17 protein-coding genes and 1 pseudogene are annotated in these 18,676 nt (G+C 69.6%); 5 read left to right on the top strand and 13 right to left on the bottom strand.

Annotated features, from left to right (window positions below; translation table 11 throughout):
- The first annotated feature begins 189 nt into the window (after positions 1-189).
- A complete protein-coding gene (locus tag ACFVYE_RS37560) occupies positions 190-789 on the top strand; it encodes a GNAT family N-acetyltransferase (protein ID WP_389608437.1) in 600 nt (199 codons plus the stop codon).
- A 183-nt stretch (positions 790-972) separates the two neighbouring features.
- Here ACFVYE_RS37560 and rph read toward each other — a convergent pair whose 3' ends face one another.
- The gene (gene rph / locus ACFVYE_RS37565) at positions 973-3,570 is read right to left on the bottom strand and encodes a rifamycin-inactivating phosphotransferase (RefSeq protein ID WP_389608438.1); all 2,598 of its coding nucleotides are present in this window, start codon (positions 3,568-3,570) and stop codon (positions 973-975) included.
- A gap of 646 nt (positions 3,571-4,216) precedes the next feature.
- The gene (locus tag ACFVYE_RS37570; protein ID WP_383971311.1) at positions 4,217-4,690 is read right to left on the bottom strand and encodes a carboxymuconolactone decarboxylase family protein; all 474 of its coding nucleotides are present in this window, start codon (positions 4,688-4,690) and stop codon (positions 4,217-4,219) included.
- A gap of 440 nt (positions 4,691-5,130) precedes the next feature.
- Between ACFVYE_RS37570 and ACFVYE_RS37575 the strand changes: the two genes are divergently transcribed.
- Both ACFVYE_RS37575 and ACFVYE_RS37580 read left to right on the top strand, forming a co-directional pair.
- Positions 5,131-5,313, top strand: a complete 183-nt coding sequence (locus ACFVYE_RS37575; protein WP_389608448.1) for a hypothetical protein — start codon at positions 5,131-5,133, stop codon at positions 5,311-5,313.
- On the top strand, positions 5,246-5,704 hold the full coding sequence (locus tag ACFVYE_RS37580) for a tyrosine-type recombinase/integrase (RefSeq protein WP_389608447.1): 459 nt from the start codon (positions 5,246-5,248) through the stop codon (positions 5,702-5,704). The genes ACFVYE_RS37575 and ACFVYE_RS37580 overlap by 68 nt, the downstream gene beginning before the upstream one ends.
- On the opposite strand, the gene ACFVYE_RS37585 is transcribed toward ACFVYE_RS37580, so the two are convergent.
- The gene (locus ACFVYE_RS37585) at positions 5,610-6,980 is read right to left on the bottom strand and encodes a peptidase C39 family protein (RefSeq protein WP_389608439.1); all 1,371 of its coding nucleotides are present in this window, start codon (positions 6,978-6,980) and stop codon (positions 5,610-5,612) included. The genes ACFVYE_RS37580 and ACFVYE_RS37585 overlap by 95 nt on opposite strands.
- A 175-nt stretch (positions 6,981-7,155) precedes the next feature.
- Between ACFVYE_RS37585 and ACFVYE_RS37590 the strand changes: the two genes are divergently transcribed.
- Together ACFVYE_RS37590 and ACFVYE_RS37595 are read left to right on the top strand one after the other, a co-directional pair.
- Positions 7,156-7,785 (top strand): uridine kinase, encoded by a 630-nt coding sequence (locus tag ACFVYE_RS37590; protein WP_389608440.1) that lies wholly within the window; start codon positions 7,156-7,158, stop codon positions 7,783-7,785.
- A gap of 360 nt (positions 7,786-8,145) precedes the next feature.
- On the top strand, positions 8,146-10,053 hold the full coding sequence (locus ACFVYE_RS37595) for an AAA family ATPase (RefSeq protein ID WP_383971329.1): 1,908 nt from the start codon (positions 8,146-8,148) through the stop codon (positions 10,051-10,053).
- Between the two features lie 50 nt (positions 10,054-10,103).
- Here the strand turns inward: ACFVYE_RS37595 and ACFVYE_RS37600 are convergent.
- The 10 genes and pseudogenes from ACFVYE_RS37600 to ribD form a co-directional block, all read right to left on the bottom strand.
- Positions 10,104-11,171: pseudogene (locus ACFVYE_RS37600) on the bottom strand (hemolysin family protein); the annotation flags it as partial.
- Complete coding sequence (locus tag ACFVYE_RS37605) at positions 11,168-12,538, bottom strand: hemolysin family protein (protein ID WP_383973058.1); 1,371 nt, start codon at positions 12,536-12,538, stop codon at positions 11,168-11,170. The pseudogene ACFVYE_RS37600 and the gene ACFVYE_RS37605, both read right to left, overlap by 4 nt.
- Before the next feature lie 185 nt (positions 12,539-12,723).
- A complete protein-coding gene (locus ACFVYE_RS37610) occupies positions 12,724-13,188 on the bottom strand; it encodes a PH domain-containing protein (protein WP_383973056.1) in 465 nt (154 codons plus the stop codon).
- Positions 13,189-13,223: 35 nt separating this feature from the next.
- The gene (gene hisG / locus ACFVYE_RS37615) at positions 13,224-14,072 is read right to left on the bottom strand and encodes an ATP phosphoribosyltransferase (protein WP_093894540.1); all 849 of its coding nucleotides are present in this window, start codon (positions 14,070-14,072) and stop codon (positions 13,224-13,226) included.
- An 81-nt stretch (positions 14,073-14,153) separates the two neighbouring features.
- Complete coding sequence (locus tag ACFVYE_RS37620) at positions 14,154-14,426, bottom strand: phosphoribosyl-ATP diphosphatase (RefSeq protein ID WP_018524273.1); 273 nt, start codon at positions 14,424-14,426, stop codon at positions 14,154-14,156.
- 35 nt (positions 14,427-14,461) lie between these two features.
- Entirely contained in the window at positions 14,462-14,947 is a 486-nt protein-coding gene (gene ribH / locus ACFVYE_RS37625) for a 6,7-dimethyl-8-ribityllumazine synthase (protein WP_093894539.1), read from the bottom strand.
- Positions 14,948-14,976: 29 nt separating this feature from the next.
- Positions 14,977-16,275 (bottom strand): bifunctional 3,4-dihydroxy-2-butanone-4-phosphate synthase/GTP cyclohydrolase II, encoded by a 1,299-nt coding sequence (locus tag ACFVYE_RS37630; RefSeq protein WP_383973052.1) that lies wholly within the window; start codon positions 16,273-16,275, stop codon positions 14,977-14,979.
- Positions 16,272-16,916, bottom strand: a complete 645-nt coding sequence (locus tag ACFVYE_RS37635) for a nicotinamide riboside transporter PnuC (protein ID WP_383973050.1) — start codon at positions 16,914-16,916, stop codon at positions 16,272-16,274. The genes ACFVYE_RS37630 and ACFVYE_RS37635 overlap by 4 nt, the downstream gene beginning before the upstream one ends.
- The gene (locus ACFVYE_RS37640) at positions 16,913-17,530 is read right to left on the bottom strand and encodes a riboflavin synthase (protein ID WP_383973048.1); all 618 of its coding nucleotides are present in this window, start codon (positions 17,528-17,530) and stop codon (positions 16,913-16,915) included. Before ACFVYE_RS37640 ends, ACFVYE_RS37635 begins: the two co-directional genes overlap by 4 nt.
- Positions 17,531-18,631: a bifunctional diaminohydroxyphosphoribosylaminopyrimidine deaminase/5-amino-6-(5-phosphoribosylamino)uracil reductase RibD gene (ribD, locus tag ACFVYE_RS37645; RefSeq protein ID WP_383973046.1), complete on the bottom strand. Its 1,101-nt coding sequence runs from the start codon at positions 18,629-18,631 to the stop codon at positions 17,531-17,533. It lies immediately after the preceding gene.
- Between the last annotated feature and the right edge of the window lie 45 nt (positions 18,632-18,676).

Genomic DNA, 18,676 nt, shown 5'->3' on the forward strand with positions numbered 1-18,676 from the left:
CACTCCTGACGGTGTCCATGTCCAGCGCCGGAATTCACCTACGAACGCGGGGCTCATGAGGTCGTGCGGCGGCTGACTGCGGCTGCATGGGCGCCCCGGTCACCGGCGACCGCCCGCTGCCGCTCGACGGCGACGGCTCAAGGGTTCAATCGGCTCGTCACAGTCCCGGCTGACCCGTAGCATCCGCCTGTGATCGAGAACATGACAGGTGATCAGTCCGCAGAGACGGAGACGGGCAGAGCGCCGTGCTGGCGAGGAAGGAAGGTCGGTCTCGCCCCTCTCGACGTCGACGACGCCGAGTTGATGCACAGCTGGCGCTCCGACCCCGTCGCCGCTCATGAGATCGGCTTCTGGCCTCGTTCCCTCTCCGCCCTCCGCGAGCGTGTGGAGCGCGACAGAGATGATCAGGACCGTGACGACTTCCTCGTCCTGCTTTCCGACGGCACGCCGATCGGCCACATCGCCCTCGTCGACCAGGACATTGCCGACGGTACGGCGGAAGTGCACCTGCTGCTGGACACGCACTACCGAAGGCAGGGATACGGCACGGACGCGCTCGACGCGCTGGTCGATCTCGCCTTCGGCGAACTGCCCCTGCACCGCGTCCAGGCAGTCACCCACACTGCCAACACTGCCGCGCTCACCGTCCTGGCCAAAGCGGGATTCGTCCAGGAGGGAGTGCGTCGCTCAGCATGTCTGCACCGGGGACGCCGCTATGACGTCGCGGTCCTGTCCTTGCTCCGCGACGAGTGGGAGGCGCTCGCACGCCCGAAGTCCTGGGACATCTGAGCAGGGACGGGAGTTGAGCGGTTCCCTGCCCCGATCCGGTTCCATTGGGCGCTGATTGAGCCGTCGATGCCGTCTCGGTCATGTCCGCGTGTACGCGTTGCGGGCGGCGGTCGTGGGGTGGTCATCAACTGCTTGGCGTTGTTTTGGCCGGAAGCTACGGATGGGCCTTCTCGGTGTGGTCGGTCAAGGCAGAATCTCGACGTACCCGTCGGTTCCGTGCACGCGGATCCGCTGCCCGTCCCGGATCAGCCGAGTGGCCTGCTCCACGCCCACGACGGCCGGCAAGCCGTACTCCCGGGCGATCACTGCGCCATGGGTCATCAGGCCGCCCACCTCCGTCACCAGGCCCGCGATTCCGACGAACAGCGGCGACCAACTGGGGTCCGTGAAGGTCGTGACCAGGATGTCGCCCGCTTCGAGATCGGCCTCCGCCATGTCGAGGATGACGCGGGCCCTCCCCTCGATGGTCCCGGCGGAAACCGGTAGGCCGATCAGGGCGCCGGCCGGCACGTCGTCGCGCCGGTACGCCCCGGTGACGGCCTCACCATCCGATGTGAGCACCCGGGGCGGTGTGAGCGCGTGGTACGACCGGAACGCGTCCTTGCGCCGCTGGATGAGCTGGTCGTCCACCTGGTTCGAGCGCACGACGTCGTGGAGTTCCTGGAAAGTGAGGTAGAAGATGTCCTCCTTCTCAGGAAGCACGCCTGCCTGCACGAGGCGCTCGGCCTCCTCCAGCAGGGCCTGCTTGTAGACGAAGGAGCGGCTGACGATGCCGTACTTCGGGTACTCCCGGTACCCGATGAAGGTTCTGACCCGGTCGATCATCCGCTTGGCCTCGTCGGCTTTCCGGTCCCCGTCCGGCAGGGCCCGCAAGCGTGTCAGCACGTCCTGTTCCTTCTTCTGCGCCTTCTGCCGCCCTTGCTCGAAGCGCCGCTCGGCGGCGCCCGGCTCGAAGATCCTGACGTTGTCGAGGATCACGGGCACGAGCGTGGTGGGGCGCTCGCGCCAACGTGGCCTCGTGATGTCGATCTCGCCGACGCAGCGCATGCCGTACCGGTCGAGGTAGGCCTCGATGGCGTCGCGCGCTTCGGTCCCGCCCGCGAGCTTCGCCAGCTCGTCCAGGAAGCCCTCGTCCTCGACGCCCTGCAGGAACGCCACCACCTCCGGATGCGGGCGGATCGCGTCCGCGACGTCGAGCAGCGCCAGTCCCATCTCCGACGTGACGTTGTCGGGGGCGGACAGCGTCAGCGTGTCAGCCGCGTTCTTCTCGCCCAGCCACTCCCGCAGCTTGTCGTTGAGCCACCACGTGGCCTCCATCCCCGCCATGATCGCCTGGAGGTTCAGCGGATCACTGAGGACCCGCTTGTGCTCCTCGAAGGCCTCCAGCAGGAAGTCGAACAGCTCCGGTCCGGTCTTCGTCCGGATGTCGCGCTCCAGGGCGGCGATGGACGTCTGGCTGCGCTCGATCAGCCCGGTGACGATGGCCGGATCGGTCTCGATCGGGGCGGACGCGCCGCCGGGCGGCGGCCCGCCGGGACCCGCGTCCGGGAGCGACGGGACGAAGTCGTCGCGGTCGAGGACGGTCTCCAGCGCGTCCCTGATCAGCGGATCGCCTCTGCCCAGGACGTCCAGGAGGCCGGCGCGGCTCGCGGGCGAGGCCAGGCGCCGGGTGACGTCGACGAACAGCCTCCCGCCGGCCTCGTGCATCGGCACCATGGCCGTCAGCTGCCACACGGAGAGCCCCAGGGGCTTCATGGGGTCGGTCATCATCTGCCCATGACCAACGGAGACGTAGACGTGATTCTCCTGGTCGCCGGTCTCGGGGATGGGGAACAGCGTTGTGATCGGCCGGCTCTGAACGATCTGGAAGTCATCGTCGACCAGGCACCATTCGATGTCCTGCGGGCGGCCGAAGTGCGCTTCGATCCGCCGCCCGAGCTGCACGAGCCGCACCACCTGCGCATCCGTCAGCGCCGGCTGCTCCTGCCGCTGCGAGTCGATCGCCACTTCCTGCGTACCGCCGGCCGGCAGGGCATGAACGGCACGCTGTTTGGCGGCGACCGCCTTGGCGACGACTTCGCCGTGTCGCACCTTGAAGACGTCCGGGTTCACCAGGCCGGAGACCAGGGCCTCGCCGAGGCCGAAGCCGGCGTCCACGCCGGCGACCTTCCGGTTGCCCGTGACGGGGTCGGCCGTGAACAGGATGCCGGCCGCATGCGGGAAGACCATCTGCTGCACGACCACGGCCATGTGGACCGTACGGTGGTCGATGCCGTTCCGTCGGCGGTAGGTCACGGCCCGCTCGGTGAACACCGAGGCCCAGCACCGGCTGACGTGCTGGAGGATCGCCTCCGGCCCCACGACGTTCAAATACGTGTCCTGCTGGCCGGCGAAGGAGGCCGTCGGCAGGTCCTCTGCCGTCGCGCTGGATCGGACGGCGTAGGCGGCCTGCTCGCCGAGCCGGGCGAGCGCGCGGGTGATCGCCGCCGCGAGATCGCCCGGGATGGCGATCCCTTCGATGGTCCGGCGGATCTCCGCGCTGAGCGTGCGGATCGCCTCCCGGTCGTCCGGGTTCAGGCGCGACAGCTGATCGAGCCGGTCGTCGATCGACGGCGCTTGCGCCATGATCCGCCGGAAGGCGTCCGTCGTCACGCAGAAGCCGGCCGGCACGCCAATGCCTTCGATCCGCGACAGTCCGCCCAGGTGCGCGCCCTTGCCGCCGACGACCGCGGCCTGCGTCTCGTCAACCTCTTGAAGATCCCACACGTACTGCTCGATCACCGCGATACCTCCGACGCAGTCGTGTCCCGTTGCACTGCACTGGCCGTTCGAATAACCGGCGCCTCCAGTTCTGTCGAACCTCTTGTCAGGCACGTCCTCGTCTCTGGCTGCCCTCCCTCTGACGGGTCGGCCGCCCTCTCATCCCAGTCGGGCGGCGCACACACCCGCACCACCGGCCCGAGCGCTCGCGACCGCACTGCCGGTCCCACCACTGATTCGACGTCACCGCGTCCCCCGTACGTCGACAACACACGCACGTCATGCCCTCATTTCCGCAGGTTGTGGCCTCGGCCGACAATTTTGCGCCACCACCCGGGTCTTGCCGCAAGCCCCCCAGTGCGCTATACGTTGAGAGTGGCAGGGAGAGAGATCTCCTTGCCTTTACCTTTTTCCGTCCGCCGGAATTGACAAGCTTCTCGCGAAGTGGGGCGCGCCGCGTACGGGTACGCGTCGTTGGCCCGGGCGGATGTCCCATCGGTCTACGGATGCAGCCGCGAACCAGAAGTTCTTTCCCTTGTCGGCAAGGCCCTGGATCAGTCGGACCGCCGGGCGGACCGGAGCAACACCCCGGGCCCGGCGAGGGGCGCCCGGGGCGTGTGATGCTGCAGCCGCGGGGGCACCGGCGGTTCCGACCAGGCACTCCTGGTTATGCGAACTGGCCGGGCTGGTAGCCACCGGCGGGCTGCTGGACGATGACGTTCAGGCGATTGAAGGCGTTGATGAGGGCGATGGTGCACACCAGGGCCGCGAGCTGCTCCTCGTCGTAGTGCTTGGCAGCATTCGCCCAGACCTCGTCCGTGACGCCACCGGCCGCGTCGGCGGTACGGGTGCCCTGCTCCGTCAGCTCCAGGGCGGCGCGCTCGGCATCGGTGAACACCGTGGCCTCCCGCCAGGCCGCGACCAGGTTGAGGCGCGTCGAGGTCTCCCCGGCGTGCGCGGCGTCCTTGGTGTGCATGTCGGTGCAGAAACCGCAGCCATTGATCTGACTGGCGCGGAGCTTCACCAGCTCCTGCGTCGCGGCCGGCAGCGTCGAGTCCACGAGCACCTTGCCCGCAGAGACGATGTGCTTCCCGAACTTGGCTGCGACCGGGCTGGCGAAGAGGTTCAATCGAGCTTCCATGGTGCACTCCGGTGTCGTTGTTGGTGGTGACACCTCTTGGACGGAACAGCTCCCGCAAGTTGTGACATGAACGAATGTGACCCGCGTCTCCCCTCCCGCGCCGCAGCAGGAGCGGGGCCGCATCCCTGACTGCTTCTCCCGTCGGCGTCTCCGATGCCATTGCTCGCGATGCCGGCGACCACTTCGAAGTCCGGTTGCGGGGCGCAGCCTTGCGCTTGGACGGGCAGCGAGCCCCCATGCAGCAGGAGTCGGAGGTCACCCCGTGAGTTGGGACCATCTCAGCCTGATCATCCTTGCCGCCTTCGGTTGCCTCACGCTCCTGCTGGCACAGGTGGGCGAGGTGCTGTCGAAGCTTCCGCAGATCATCCGTGCTTGGCGGCAAGTACGGAACGAGCTGCGCGACGGGGCAGATCATGACCGTCAGGAGGCCTCGCCGGAGTATGACGACCGAGGTGTCGGACCGGCATCCGAAGCAGCGCGTTCCTCGGGCACGCCCTATCGGCGTGGAACGCGCAGACGGCCATCCGCACGGAGTATCGATGAGTGATCCGCTCGATGCCTTCGAGCCGTATATCCGGGGTGGAGCGTCCGGCTGGGAACAGTCGCTGCGTGTCGCCAAGTGAACCGGTTGTGCACCGAGCACCTCTGGGAGCGGGTGCATGCCTGCCGTACCCCGGTCTCCTGCGCAAGTCGTGGGATCGGGCCATCAGGCGGCTCGGGCTGCTTGAATACAATCCGCACGACTTGCGGCACAAATGGACCACCGTGACCTTGACGAGCGGCGTGTCCATCCACGAAGTGTCTCGCCGGCTCGGGCATCGCTGGATCAAGGTCACGGTGGAGAAGTACAGCCACCTCACCCGGGACGGCAGGGAACGCCGCCGTCAGGTGGTCGAGGCGGCCGTAGCGCCGCACCTGCTCACAACAGGCCGAGTGACTTCAGAACCCGGCGCTGCCTCGGTGCTGGGTCGGCGGGCCAGTAGATGTAGCAGACACCGCCCGTACCGCTTCTGACCTTGCCGTTCGCGTCGTAGCGCTTGGTACGGAGCCAGATCGTCTCCCACTCCTGGCGCTTGTAGACCCGCCGCACGGCCTCGTTGCTCGGCGAGGCCGGGTCGTTCGCGATCACGTCGCCGTCCGCGGTGAACCCGATCACGGTCATCAGGTGGCCGGAGGTCCCGTACCCGGCGCCGGTCAGCTCCTCCTTGAGGAAGGACTGCGACGTTATGACCGGGATACCCGCCCGGACCAGCGTCTCCAGGTCCGTCAGCGAGCCGAGCCGGGTCACCACCGCGCTCATGTCGTCGTACGTCGCGGCGTACGCGGCGTTGAACGGCCAGTTGCCGCAGCCCTCGTACTGGTAGTCGTACGTGAACCGGGCGGCATGACAGACCTGTGGGTCGGCCAGGCCCGGCTTGACCCAGGCGAGCTCCTCGGCGGTGGGCCTGCGCCCCCAGTACTCGATGATCATCTGCGAGGAGGTGGGGCTGCACCAGGCCTCGCCGCCGTTGTCGTACTCCGGGTACTGGCCCGCGTGCACATTCTGCGAGTAGCGCGGCACCGGCAGCTCCCGGGCGAGGCCGGGGGTGCTGGCGGGCACGGTGAAACGGTCCGGGACGTCGGAAGCCATAGCGCCGAGCCGCCAGACGGTGGGCGTGAGGCGGCTGCCCGGGGGGCGGTGGAGCGTGAGCCGCAGCCGGTAGGAGACCAGCCGCAGCCCGCTCGCCGCGTCGTCCACCGAGAAGGTGTCGGTCCAGATGGAGCTCTTGCCGTCGGTCTGGTCGTCCACGGACGTCCGGCGGATGTCGGCGTCGCCCGCGGCCCAGCGTCCCATCACGTACCAGGGTGTCGAGGTGGCGTCCGAGTAACGGCCCTGCAGCTCGATCTGGATCCAGGTGCCCGCCGGGGTGTCGGCGTTCCAGGAGGCGATCACCTCGGTCGCCGGGACGGCGGACCGGTGGACCGGCGAGGTCCAGGTCGCGTACTCCCAGTCGGCGGTCTGGCCGGTGTGCGGATCGGTGTAGTCGGTGACCCCCACGGCGTGGCCGATCACCAGACCGGGCCGACGCCCCGCGACGGCGCGTGTCCCGGCGCCCCGACCGCTGCGCCAGTCGGTGTACGTGTGCCAGGAACGGTTCTCCACGAGAGAAGCGGTTGCCGAGGGGGCGGGATGCGGGGCGGCGGCTGGAACGGCGGCGGTTGCGGGGCCGGCGGACGACACCGTGCCGGCGGCGGCCGCAGCCGCGAGCGCGGCAGTCAGCATGGTTCTGCGCGAGGTCGGTCTGTTCATGGGCGAGACCCCCGGTCGTAAGCGGAATGGGGCTGCAAATGCACGACAGTGGGCCAACTATTGCGGGTAGTGGCCGGACTCGGCCAGCGATTCGACTTGCGTCAATGAACCAATATTGGTCTGGTCCACTGGCGTGACCTGCGAGTGCTTCGGATCGGCTCGTAGGCTGGGGCGCATGAACGACCTCTCGCTCCTCGCCGCACGGCTGCGCACCCTGGCGCCGTCCTGCGGACCGGTGCGGCTGATCGCCGTCGACGGCCATGCCGGATCGGGGAAGAGCACCTTCGCGTCCCGCCTCGCGGCCGTGCTCGACGACGCCCCCGTACTGCATCTGGACGACCTGGCCACCCATGCGTCCTTCTTCACCTGGGTGGACCGGCTGCGTGAGCAGGTGATCGGGCCTCTGTCGCGCGGGGAGTGCGCGCGCTATGCGCCGTACGACTGGACCGCTCGGACGTTCGCGGCACCGCGCAGCCTGGAGCCCGCACCGGTCGTCCTGATCGAGGGGGTCGGGGCGGGCCGCCGGGCGCTGCGGCCCCATCTGGCACGGCTGTTGTGGATGGATCTCGCTGCCGCGGAGTCCTGGGAGCGGGGCCGCCGCCGGGACGGACCGGCTCTTTCGGCCTTCTGGGACGGGTGGACGGCGGCCGAGGCGGAACATTTCTCGGCCGATCCCTCGCGCTCCCACGCCGATGCTCTGGTACGGCAGTTGCCCATGGGGTACGAGTGGCTGGAGGGGCCTGACACAGCAGCAGGAGCGAACCATTCCGTCACAGAACGTGATCACATTGCGCCGCCGTACTGAGTGGTGAGAAAACGGCCTGGAAGTACCTCAACTCTGCTTGACCCGAGGGCGGTACAGGTCTTACGTTCTCAATGTGCGGCTTTTCGGAGCCCTCGCGGACACGAAGCCCCCGGTTGTTCCCCCGTGATCGGGGGCTTCGTTCTGCCCTGGCACCCTCTTTCACACGCCGGTTCGGCGGATTCCGCTCACCCTCGGTCACGGTCTCCCTTCCGCCTGCGTCGCCCTTAGTCGCGCACTCCCTGCGCAGGTACGATGCCTCTCGGTGCGGTCAATTCCCGTCCGTGGCACAGTGATTCAGCGCGCCTCGGCGGGCAGGTCGTGCGGCGGGACATCCTGGGGGCACGGTTTGTGGGGGACCAGATGGACATCGGCACGCAGGGCACACAGGCCCCGGCCGACCTCGCCTGGCTGCGCGGCGTGGACGCCTACACCATGGGCGCCTACCCGCAGGCCGAAGAGGAGTTCAGGGCTGCGGTACGGATCGATCCCGCAATGGCGGACGGCTGGCTCGGCCTCCATGCGCTGAGGGCCGACACCACGACGGCGCTGCTGCGCATGTACCGCCATCGCGAACGCTTCGGCGAACAGCGCACCCGCCATCGGCGCACACTCAACTCCTGGTACTGGTTGGGCTGGTGGGTTCAACCGGTGCTGGAGAGCCCGCGCGATCTGCTCCTCGCGCACGCCTCGCACTGGCTGGACGGGCGCCATGTCCCCGAGCTGGACCGTGCACTGGCCGGCCTGCCGCCGGTGGACGCGGACCCACAGGTGCGCTTCCTGCACGCCTGCCGCTCCTATCTGGTCAAGGACTGGGAGCAGCTCGTACGCAACACCGAGCAGCTGATCGACGATCCGATGCTCGGTATCGAGGCGGGGCTGTTCGGCGGGATGGCGCGAGTGAGGCTGGAGATGTACGGGCAGGCCGAGCCGCTGCTCTCCGCCGCGCTGATGCGCTGCCGCAGCGAACAGCCGCAGCGCAAGGAACTGCGCTACTGGCTGGCCCGCGCACACGAGGGCACCGGCCGCAGCGCGGCCGCCCTGCCGCTCTACCGGGCGGTGCACCGGATCGACCCGGCGTTCATGGACACCTCGGCGCGGCTCGCCGCGATCGCGGACTACGACGGCCTCGAAGGCACCGACGAAGCCGCCGGTCTCACCGCCGTGTCGCTGGCCGGGTTCGGCACGGACGCCGTGGCGGAGGCGCAGCCGGACGGGGATTCGCTGCTCGGCACCGATCTGGTGGACGGCCGGGAGCTGCGGCCGGGCGGCGAGACCCCGGGACTCGTGGGCATCGGGGTGCCGCCGCCCGACGGGGCACGGCGGAAGACTGCGGTGCCCGGCCGGCCGACAGCCCCCTTCCCGGCCGGGCCCAGCGATCCGGTGCTGCTGGCCGAGGCGCTGGCGGAGCTGGAGCGGATGGTCGGCCTGGAGCCCGTCAAACGCCAGGTCAAGGCGTTGTCCGCGCAGCTGAACATGGCCCGGCTGCGGGCCGGCCAGGGGCTTCCCGTGCAGCCGCCGAAACGCCATTTCGTCTTCTCGGGCCCGTCCGGCACCGGCAAGACCACGGTGGCCCGCATCCTCGGCCGGGTCTTCTACGCTCTCGGTCTGCTCGGCGGTGACCATCTCGTCGAGGCCCAACGGGCGGATCTTGTGGGCGAGTTCCTCGGCCAGACCGCCGTCAAGGCCAATGAGCTGATCGACTCGGCGCTCGGCGGGGTGCTCTTCGTCGACGAGGCATACAGCCTCTCCAACACCGGCTACAGCAAGGGTGACGCGTACGGCGACGAGGCCCTCCAGGTCCTCCTCAAGCGCGCGGAGGACAACCGGGACCATCTCGTCGTCATCCTCGCGGGTTATCCGGAAGGCATGGACCGGCTGCTGGCCACCAATCCGGGGCTCTCCTCACGCTTCACCACCCGGGTGGACTTCCCGAGCTACCGGCCGCTGGAGCTCACCTCCATCGGTGAGGTGCTGGCCACGGAGAACGGTGATGCGTGGGACGAGGAGTCCCTGGAGGAGCTGCGCTCCATCAGCGGCCATGTCGTCGACCAGGGCTGGATCGACGAGCTGGGCAACGGGCGGTTCCTGCGCACCCTGTACGAGAAGAGCTGCGCCTACCGCGATCTGCGACTCTCCGGCTATGCGGCCGTGCCGAGCCGGGACGATCTGGCCACGCTGCGGCTGCCGGATCTGATGCAGGCGTACGGCGAGGTGCTGTCCGGCCGGGGTCCGGTGGGCCGGGGGCCGCAGGAGCCTCCGCCGTTGTGAGGGCGGGCTGCGGGGGTCACCCGTGGCCGTTGTCCTCGTTCGCCGGTACCCGCGGCCGTCGTGTCCGTCGTCCGGCGCGGCACCGAGACCCGGTGGGCCGGGTCGCGTACCTCACCGACCAGCATCTCCAGGACGTCCTCCATGGCGACCAGTCCGAGGACCCGGCCCGATGCGTCGGCGACCTGCGCCAGATGCGTCGCCGCGCGGCGCATCACGGTCAGGGCGTCGTCCAGGGGCAGCTCGGCCCTCACGGTCGCCATCGGGCGCCACACGTGCTGGGGGACGGCCCGCTCGCCGTCCTCCAGGTCCAGGACGTCCTTGACGTGCAGATAGCCCATGAACGGGCCGCCGCCCTCCGCGCACACGGGAAAGCGCGAGTAACCCGTCCGTACGGTCAGCTCCTCGATCCGGTGCGGGGTGACGGAGGGGTCCACCGTCACCAGGGAGGCCCGGCTGAGCAGCACATCGGTGACGGGCCTGCTGCCCAGCTCCAGTGCGTCCTCCAACCGCTCCTGCGCCTCCGGCTCCAGCAGTCCGGCCTGGCCGGAGTCCTCGACGAGCCGGTTGAGCTGCTCGCTGGTGAAGACGGCCTCCACCTCGTCCTTCGGTTCGACGCCGAAGAGCCGGAGCACCAGCCGGGCGCAGGTGCCCAGTGCGGAGGTGACCGGACGGCAGACGCGGGCGAAGCCGACGAGGCCGGGGCTGAGCCAGAGCGCGGTCTTCTCCGGCGCTGCCATCGCGAGGTTCTTCGGGACCATTTCGCCGATGACGAGATGGAGGAAGACCACGAAGACGAGCGCCAGCACATAGCCGAGCGGATGGATCAGGCCCTCGGGCAGGTGGACCGCATGGAAGACCGGCTCCAGCAGATGGGCGACGGTCGGTTCGGCGACGGCGCCGAGGGTCAGCGAGCAGACGGTGATGCCGAACTGGGCGGCAGCCATCATCTGCGGCAGGTTCTCCAGGCCGTACAGCACCTGGCGGGCCCGGCCCGACCCTGCTGCCGCGAGAGGTTCGACCTGGCTGCGGCGTACGGAGACGAGAGCGAACTCGGCACCCACGAAGAAGCCGTTCGCCAGCACGAGGAGCGCGGCGAACAGCAGCTGGACGAGGCTCATCGCACGGCCTCCAGGACACCGTGGGCCACCGGTGCCTCGGTGACGGGGTCGGTCACCTCGGCCGTGCGTACGAAGCGGACCTTCTCGGCGCGGTAGTGGCCGACCTGGCGGACGGAGATCCGCCAGCCGGGCAGTTCAGCCCGGTCGCCGGGGGCAGGGATGCGGCCCAGCAGATCGGCGACGAGTCCGGCCACGGTCTCGTACGGCCCGTCGGGTACGTCGAGCCCTATCCGGCGCAGGGTCAGGACGCGGCAGCTGCCCTCGGCGTCCCAGGCCGGGAGACCGTCCTCGGGCGCGGCGGGGGCCAGTTCGGGCCGGTCGGCGCCTTCGGCGTCGTGCTCGTCCCTGACCTCGCCGACGAGTTCCTCGATGATGTCCTCAAGGGTGACGACCCCGGCGGTGCCGCCGTACTCGTCGACGACCACGGCGATCGGCTGCTCATTGCGCAGCCGTTGGAGCAGCTGTTCGACGGGCAGTGTCTCCGGCACCAGCAGCGGCGGTACGGCGATCCGGCCCGCCGGCGTGCGCAGCCGGTCCTGGGCGGGCACGGCGAGCGCGTCCTTGAGGTGGATCATGCCGACGACCTCGTCGATGCGCTCCCGGTAGACGGGGAAGCGGGAGAGGCCGGTGGCGCGGGTGAGATTGAGGACGTCCTCCGCGGTCGCCGATGACTGCAGGGCGCTGACCTTCACCCGTGGGGTCATGACGTGCTGTGCGGTGAGTCCGGCGAGCGACAGGGTCCGTACGAAGAGATCCGCGGTGTCCTGTTCGAGGGTGCCGGCCTGGGCCGAGTGCCGGGCCAGGGAGACCAGTTCCCCGGGGGTGCGGGCGGAGGCCAGCTCCTCGGTGGGTTCGACACCGAGCAGGCGTACCAGCCGGTTGGCGACGGTGTTCAGCAGGCTGATCACCGGCCGGAGCGCGGCGGAGAAACGGTGCTGGGGACCGGCGACGAACCGGGCGACCTGGAGCGGCCGGGAGACCGCCCAGTTCTTGGGCACGAGTTCGCCGATCACCATCTGGACGGCGGAGGCCACCATCATCCCGATCACCACGCTGACGCCGGGTACGGCGCCGTCGGGCAGACCGGTCGCGGTGAGGGGGCCGTCCAGCAGCTGGGCAAGTGCCGGTTCGGCGAGCATGCCGACAACCAGCGATGTGATGGTGATGCCGAGCTGGGTGCCGGAGAGCTGGAAGGAGAGTTCACGCAGGGCTTCGACGACGGTGCGGGCCCGCCGGTCGCCCTCGGCGGCGGCGCGCTCGGCGTCCGGCCGCTCCACCGTGACGAGCCCGAACTCCGCTGCCACGAAGAATCCGTTGGCGAGGATGAGAAGGAATGCTGCGCTCAGAAGCAGCAGGGGGGTGGTCATGCCGCCGCCTCCTGGGAAGGGGCGGCGCAGGTACTACCGGACGATCCGTCCATTGCTGGAAGGAGTCACTCCTTGGGTCGCAGGAAAGCCCCGCAGGCCTCATGGACCCTCTGGTGCGGGGCGGGGCGCACAGGGCGCCGCCGTCCTCCAGAGTAATCAAGAAGAGGCCCTGTGGGGCAGGGGGCTCAGCCGTTGTCCGTGCCGGTGCCGTGCTTCTCGGCGAGGGCGCGGAGCGTGCGCGCGTCGCGGATGGCCTGCTGCTTGGCGATTCCCGGCTGGATACCGAGGGCAGGCATGCTGGTCCCGTCGCTCAGGTCGAGAAAGACCCAGGGGTCGCCGACGCGCAGGTTGACGCGGAGAATCTCCGCCCAGGACAGCCGGCGCGTTCGGGTGAGATTGACCACCGTCACCCCGTCCTCGTTCGCGACGATCTTCGGTCGGCTGAGCAGCGCGAGCACGCCGAAGAACAGCAGCGCGGTGAAGACGAAGCTGGACCGCTCCCCCGCGCTCAGCTGCTCCAGGGTCAGGGCGATGACGGTGATGACGACGAACATCGCCGCCCCCACGGTCAGCAGGACCACCCGGGTTCGGGTCGGCCGGAATGTGACCGGGAGCGTGGGGAGTTCGGGCCGGGGCGCGGGGGCGGACATGGTGTTCTTCTGTCTTCCGGGTGGTCGCCCGGCCGTCAGAGGCGGCAGGCGTGGATGGCGGTGGTGAGGATGGCTCGGGCGCCGAGGTCGTACAGATCGTCCATGATCCGCTGGGCCTCCCGGGCGGCGACCATGGAACGGACGGCGACCCAGCCCTCGTGGTGCAGCGGGGAGATGGTCGGCGACTCCAGGCCCGGGGTGAGGGCGACCGCGCGCTCCAGATGTTCGACGCGGCAGTCGTAGTCCATCATCACGTAGCTGCGGGCGACCAGGACGCCCTGGAGGCGGCGGAGGAACTGCTGCACCTTCGGGTCGTCGTCCGGTGCGCCGGTGCGCCGGATGACGACGGCCTCCGACTTCATGATCGGCTCGCCGATGACTTCGAGTCCGGCGTTGCGCAGGCTGGTGCCGGTCTCCACGACATCGGCGATGACCTGGGCGACACCGAGTTCGATGGCGGTCTCGACCGCGCCGTCGAGGTGGACGACGGAGGCGTTCACGCCGACATCGGCGAGGTGCTTGGCGACGATGCCCTCGTAGGAGGTGGCGATCGTCTTGCCGTCGAAGTCCTGCGGACCCTGGGCCGTGCCCGGCTTGGTGGCGTAGCGGAAGGTGGAACGGGCGAAGCCGAGCTGGAGGATCTCCTCGGAGTCGGCGCCGGAGTCCAGCAGCAGGTCACGGCCGGTGATGCCGATGTCGAGGCGGCCGGAGCTGACGTAGATCGCGATGTCGCGCGGCCGCAGGTAGAAGAACTCGACCTCGTTCTCGGGGTCGACGAGGACGAGCTCCTTGGACTCCTTGCGCTGCTGGTAGCCGGCCTCATGGAGCATCGCCATCGCAGGCCCGGAGAGTGAACCCTTGTTGGGGACGGCGATGCGCAGCATGAGGCCAGGTTTCCTTTGCGAGGAGGGAGTCTTGTACGGATGTGCGGTCATACGGAGTGCTACGTGGTGCTCAGGTCGTGCTCAGAGGTGAGCGTAGACGTCGTCGAGGGAGATCCCGCGGGCGACCATCATCACCTGGACGTGGTACAGCAGCTGGGAGATCTCCTCGGCGGCGGCGTCCTTGCTCTCGTGCTCGGCGGCCATCCAGACTTCGGCGGCCTCCTCGACGACCTTCTTGCCGATGGCATGGACACCCTTGTCCACCAGCTCGGCGGTACGGGAGGTGGAGGGGTCGCCGTTGGCGGCCTTGAGCTGCAGCTCGGCGAAGAGCTCTTCAAAGGTTTTGTTCGCCATGATGGTCCTTAGAGTACGGGGTCCACGTCCCCCACTCAGCGCCAGGGCTCGCTGACCGTGCGCAGTGTGGCGGCGGTGGCGACGGCCGCGGTGACCGCTTCGTGCCCCTTGTCCTCGTTGGAGCCTTCCAGTCCGGCCCGGTCGAGCGCCTGCTCCTCGGTGTCGCAGGTGAGTACGCCGAAACCGACCGGGACTCCGGTGTCGACGGCGACCTGGGTCAGACCGTTGGTGACGCCGTGGGACACGTACTCGAAGTGCGGGGTGCCGCCGCGGATGATCACGCCGAGGGCTACGACCGCGTCGTAACCGCGACCGGCGAGGACCTTGGCGACCACCGGGAGCTCGAAGCTGCCGGGCACCCGGAGCAGGGTCGGCTCGTCGATGCCCAGCTCGTGCAGGGCGCGCAGCGCGCCGTCGACGAGTCCGTCCATGACCTTCTCGTGCCACTGGGCGGCGACGACCGCCACACGCAGGTCACCGCAGTTGCGTACGGACAGTTCGGGTGCACCCTTGCCGCTCATGTCTCTCCTACCGCTCGTTTCCGTGATCGTTACTGGTTGCCGCAGGTCGACGCCGTGGCGGCGTCGAGCCAGGGCAGGTCGTGCCCCATGCGGTCGCGCTTGGTGCGCAGGTAGCGCAGATTGTGTTCGCCCGCCTGGACGGGCATCGGCTCACGGCCCGTGACGGCCAGACCGTGCCGCAGGACCGCGGCCGTCTTGTCGGGATTGTTGGTCATCAGCCTGAGGCTGTGGACGCCGAGGTCCTTGAGGATCTGGGCGCCGGCCGCGTAGTCCCGGGCGTCGGCGGGCAGGCCGAGCTCGAGGTTGGCGTCGAGGGTGTCGCTGCCGCGCTCCTGGAGTTCGTAGGCGCGCAGCTTGGACAGCAGGCCGATGCCCCGGCCCTCGTGGCCGCGCAGATAGATGACGACACCGCGGCCCTCCTCGGTGATCCGGCGCATGGAGGCGTGCAGCTGGGGCCCGCAGTCGCAGCGCTGCGACTGGAAGATGTCGCCGGTCAGGCACTCGGAGTGGATCCGCACCAGGACGTCGTCGCCGTCCCCGATGTCGCCGTGGACGAGCGCGACGTGCTCGACGCCGTCGGTCGTGGAGCGGTAGCCGTACGCGGTGAATGCGCCGAAGCTCGTCGGCAGCCGCACCTCGGCCTCGCGGCGGACAGTCGGCTCCGAGGTGCGGCGGTAGGCGATCAGGTCCTCGATGGAGATGATCGTGAGGCCGTGCTTGCGGGCGAACGGGACCAGCTGGGGCAGTCGCAGCATCACGCCGTCCTCGCCGGCGATCTCGACGATCGCGCCGGCGGGCCGCAGTCCGGCGAGCCGGGCGAGGTCGACGGCGGCCTCGGTGTGGCCGTTACGGACCAGCACACCGCCGGAACGGGCGCGGAGCGGGAAGATGTGGCCGGGCCGTACGAAGTCGCCGGGACCGGCCTCGCCGCCCGCCAGCATCCGGAGCGTGGTGGCCCGGTCGGCGGCGGAGATGCCGGTGGTGACGCCGTGCGCCGCCGATGCGTCGACGGAGACGGTGAAAGCCGTGCGCATCGATTCGGTGTTGTGGGCGACCATCTGCGGCAGTTCGAGCCGTTCCAGCTCGTCGTTCTCCATGGGCGCGCAGATCAGACCGCGGCATTCGCTCATCATGAACGCGACGATCTCGGGGGTGGCCTTCTCGGCCGCGATGACGAGGTCGCCCTCGTTCTCCCGGTCCTCGTCGTCGACGACCACGACGGGCCGTCCGGCGGCGATGTCGCGGATCGCCTGCTCGACGGGGTCGAGGGTGAGGTCCTCGACGGCGCTTTCGTGTTCCCGGTGCAACCAGGTGGGCTGGGCAGTCATGCCGTGGCTCCTTCCAGAGCGGGTGTCCGCGAACGCAGCCACCAGTCGCGCATGCCCCACAGGACGAGGGCGCCGTACACGACGTAGATGAGACCGGAGAAGGCGAGACCGCTGTGGAAGTTCAGCGGTACGCCGACCAGGTCGACAAGGAGCCAGGCGAACCAGAACTCGACCATGCCGCGGGCCTGGGCGAGCATCGCCACGAGCGTGCCGGCGAATATGTACGCGTCCGCCCACGGGCTCCAGGAGAGCGAAGGAAACGCGGTGAACAGGCCGCCGACCGCGAGGGTGCCGAGTGCGGCGCCGCCCAGCAGACAGCCGCGCTCGCGCCAGGTGGCGAACCGTACGGCGAGGGAGCCGTCCTGGGCCTGTCGCTTGCCCCGGGTCCACTGCTGCCAGCCCCAGACGGCCACGGCGATGACCACGAGCTGCTTGCCGACGCTGCCCGCCTGATGCACGGAGGCATTGGCGGCGACCAGGACGACGCCGGACAGGAGCTGGGCGGGCCAGGTCCAGATCGAGCGGAGCCAGCCCAGGGTCAGCGCGATCAGACCGACCGTGTTGCCGATCATGTCGGACCAGATGATGTGCTGCCCGAAGACGGTGAACGCCTCCGAGTTCAGCCAGTTCAGCGCGGTCACTTCGCCGGCTCCTCGGGTTCCTGCGCGGTGTTGCCGAGCAGCCGCTCGACGTACTTCGCGATGACGTCCACCTCGAGGTTGACCGGGTCGCCGGGCTCCTTGATGCCGAGCGTGGTCAGGGCGAGGGTGGTGGGGATGAGGCTGATGGTGAAGTAGTCGGGTCCGGCGTCCACGACGGTCAGGCTGACGCCGTCGACGGTGATCGACCCCTTCTCCACCACGTAGCGGGTCAGGTCCGCGGGGAGGGAGATCTTCACGATCTCCCAGTTCTCGGAGACCTTGCGCTCGACGATGCGGCCGGTGCCGTCGACATGGCCCTGGACGATGTGGCCGCCGAGCCTGCCGCCGACCGCCATGGGGCGCTCCAGGTTGACCCGGGAGCCGGCCTCCAGGGCGCCGAGGCTGGACCGGTTCAGGGTCTCGGCCATCACATCGGCAGTGAACTCGTGCTCGCCGAAGTCGACGACGGTGAGGCAGACGCCGTTGACGGCGATGGAGTCGCCGTGCTTGGCGCCTTCGGTGACGACGGGACCGCGCAGGCGGAAGCGGGAGGCGTCGCCGAGCTTCTCGACAGCGGTGACTTCACCCAGTTCTTCGACAATTCCGGTGAACACTCAGTTTCCCTTCCGGGCAGGGCCGGGGACGGCAGTGATGCGCAGATCGGCGCCGATGCGGACGGTCTCGGTCACATCGAGGCGCAACGCCTGGGCGATGGTGGAGATTCCGGCGTCGGCGAGGGCCGCGGGGCCGGCGCCGAGGAGCACGGGGGCGAGATAGCCGACGACCTTGTCGACCTTCCCCGCCGCGACGAAGGCCCCGGCCAGGGTCGGGCCGCCTTCGAGGAGTACGGAGCGGATGCCTCGCCCGTGCAGGGCGGTGAGCAGGGCGGGGATGTCCAGGCCGGGGCCGGTGGCGGCGCGCGGCAGCCGCAGAACGGCCCCTTCGGGGAGATGGCGGGCGTCGGCGTCGTCGGCGACGGCGATCAGGGTGGGCGCGGTGCCGTCGAGGACGCGGGCGCCGGGGCGTACGGCGGTGGCACCGGTGTCGACCACCACCCTCAGGGGCTGTACGGCGCCTTCGATGCCCCGTACACCGAGCTGTGGGTCGTCGGTGCGGGCGGTGCCGGAGCCGACCACGACGGCATCGGCCTCGGCGCGCAGCCGGTGGACGTCGGCGCGGGACTCGGGAGAGGTGATCCAGCGACTGGTGGCGTCGGCGGCCGCGATCCTGCCGTCGAGGGTCGCCGCGTACTTCCACAGGACGTACGGGCGGCCCAGGCGCACCGAGGTCAGCCAGGCCGCGTTGCCCGCCTCGGCCTCGTCCGCGAGGAGCCCCTGCTCAGCTTTGACCCCGGCCGCGCGCAGGGTGTCCGCACCGCCGGTGGCCTGCGGGTTCGAGTCGCCGACGGCGTAGACGACGCGGGCGACACCGGCCTCGATCAGCGCCTGGGCGCAGGGGCCGGTGCGGCCGGTGTGGTTACAGGGTTCGAGGGTGACGTAGGCGGTGCCGCCCCGGGCCCTGTCGCCTGCGGCGCGCAGGGCGTGGATCTCGGCGTGCGGCCCACCGGCGCGCCGGTGGAATCCTTCACCGGCCTGTCGGCCTGCGGCGTCGAGGATGACGCAGCCGACGACCGGGTTGGGGCTGGTGGAGCCGAGACCGCGCGCTGCGAGCGTGATCGCTCGGCGCATGGCGGTGATGTCGGCTGCGGTGTCCACCGGGTCCTCCTGCCTCTTCGGGCACGGACTCCGGGGCCTGTCGAC

This window comes from Streptomyces sp. NPDC058239, assembly GCF_042882185.1.
Taxonomy (GTDB): domain Bacteria; phylum Actinomycetota; class Actinomycetes; order Streptomycetales; family Streptomycetaceae; genus Streptomyces.

Excerpts from the sequence above, each read along its gene's own strand:
- ACFVYE_RS37570 (WP_383971311.1), bottom strand. The coding sequence starts at position 4,690 with ATGGAAGCTCGATTGAACCTCTTCGCCAGCCCGGTCGCAGCCAAGTTC.
- ACFVYE_RS37575 (WP_389608448.1), top strand. The coding sequence starts at position 5,131 with ATGACGACCGAGGTGTCGGACCGGCATCCGAAGCAGCGCGTTCCTCGG.
- ACFVYE_RS37580 (WP_389608447.1), top strand. The coding sequence starts at position 5,246 with ATGCCTTCGAGCCGTATATCCGGGGTGGAGCGTCCGGCTGGGAACAGT.
- ACFVYE_RS37585 (WP_389608439.1), bottom strand. The coding sequence starts at position 6,980 with ATGAACAGACCGACCTCGCGCAGAACCATGCTGACTGCCGCGCTCGCG.
- ACFVYE_RS37590 (WP_389608440.1), top strand. The coding sequence starts at position 7,156 with ATGAACGACCTCTCGCTCCTCGCCGCACGGCTGCGCACCCTGGCGCCG.
- ACFVYE_RS37595 (WP_383971329.1), top strand. The coding sequence starts at position 8,146 with ATGGACATCGGCACGCAGGGCACACAGGCCCCGGCCGACCTCGCCTGG.
- ACFVYE_RS37605 (WP_383973058.1), bottom strand. The coding sequence starts at position 12,538 with ATGACCACCCCCCTGCTGCTTCTGAGCGCAGCATTCCTTCTCATCCTC.
- ACFVYE_RS37610 (WP_383973056.1), bottom strand. The coding sequence starts at position 13,188 with ATGTCCGCCCCCGCGCCCCGGCCCGAACTCCCCACGCTCCCGGTCACA.
- hisG (WP_093894540.1), bottom strand. The coding sequence starts at position 14,072 with ATGCTGCGCATCGCCGTCCCCAACAAGGGTTCACTCTCCGGGCCTGCG.
- ACFVYE_RS37620 (WP_018524273.1), bottom strand. The coding sequence starts at position 14,426 with ATGGCGAACAAAACCTTTGAAGAGCTCTTCGCCGAGCTGCAGCTCAAG.
- ribH (WP_093894539.1), bottom strand. The coding sequence starts at position 14,947 with ATGAGCGGCAAGGGTGCACCCGAACTGTCCGTACGCAACTGCGGTGAC.
- ACFVYE_RS37630 (WP_383973052.1), bottom strand. The coding sequence starts at position 16,275 with ATGACTGCCCAGCCCACCTGGTTGCACCGGGAACACGAAAGCGCCGTC.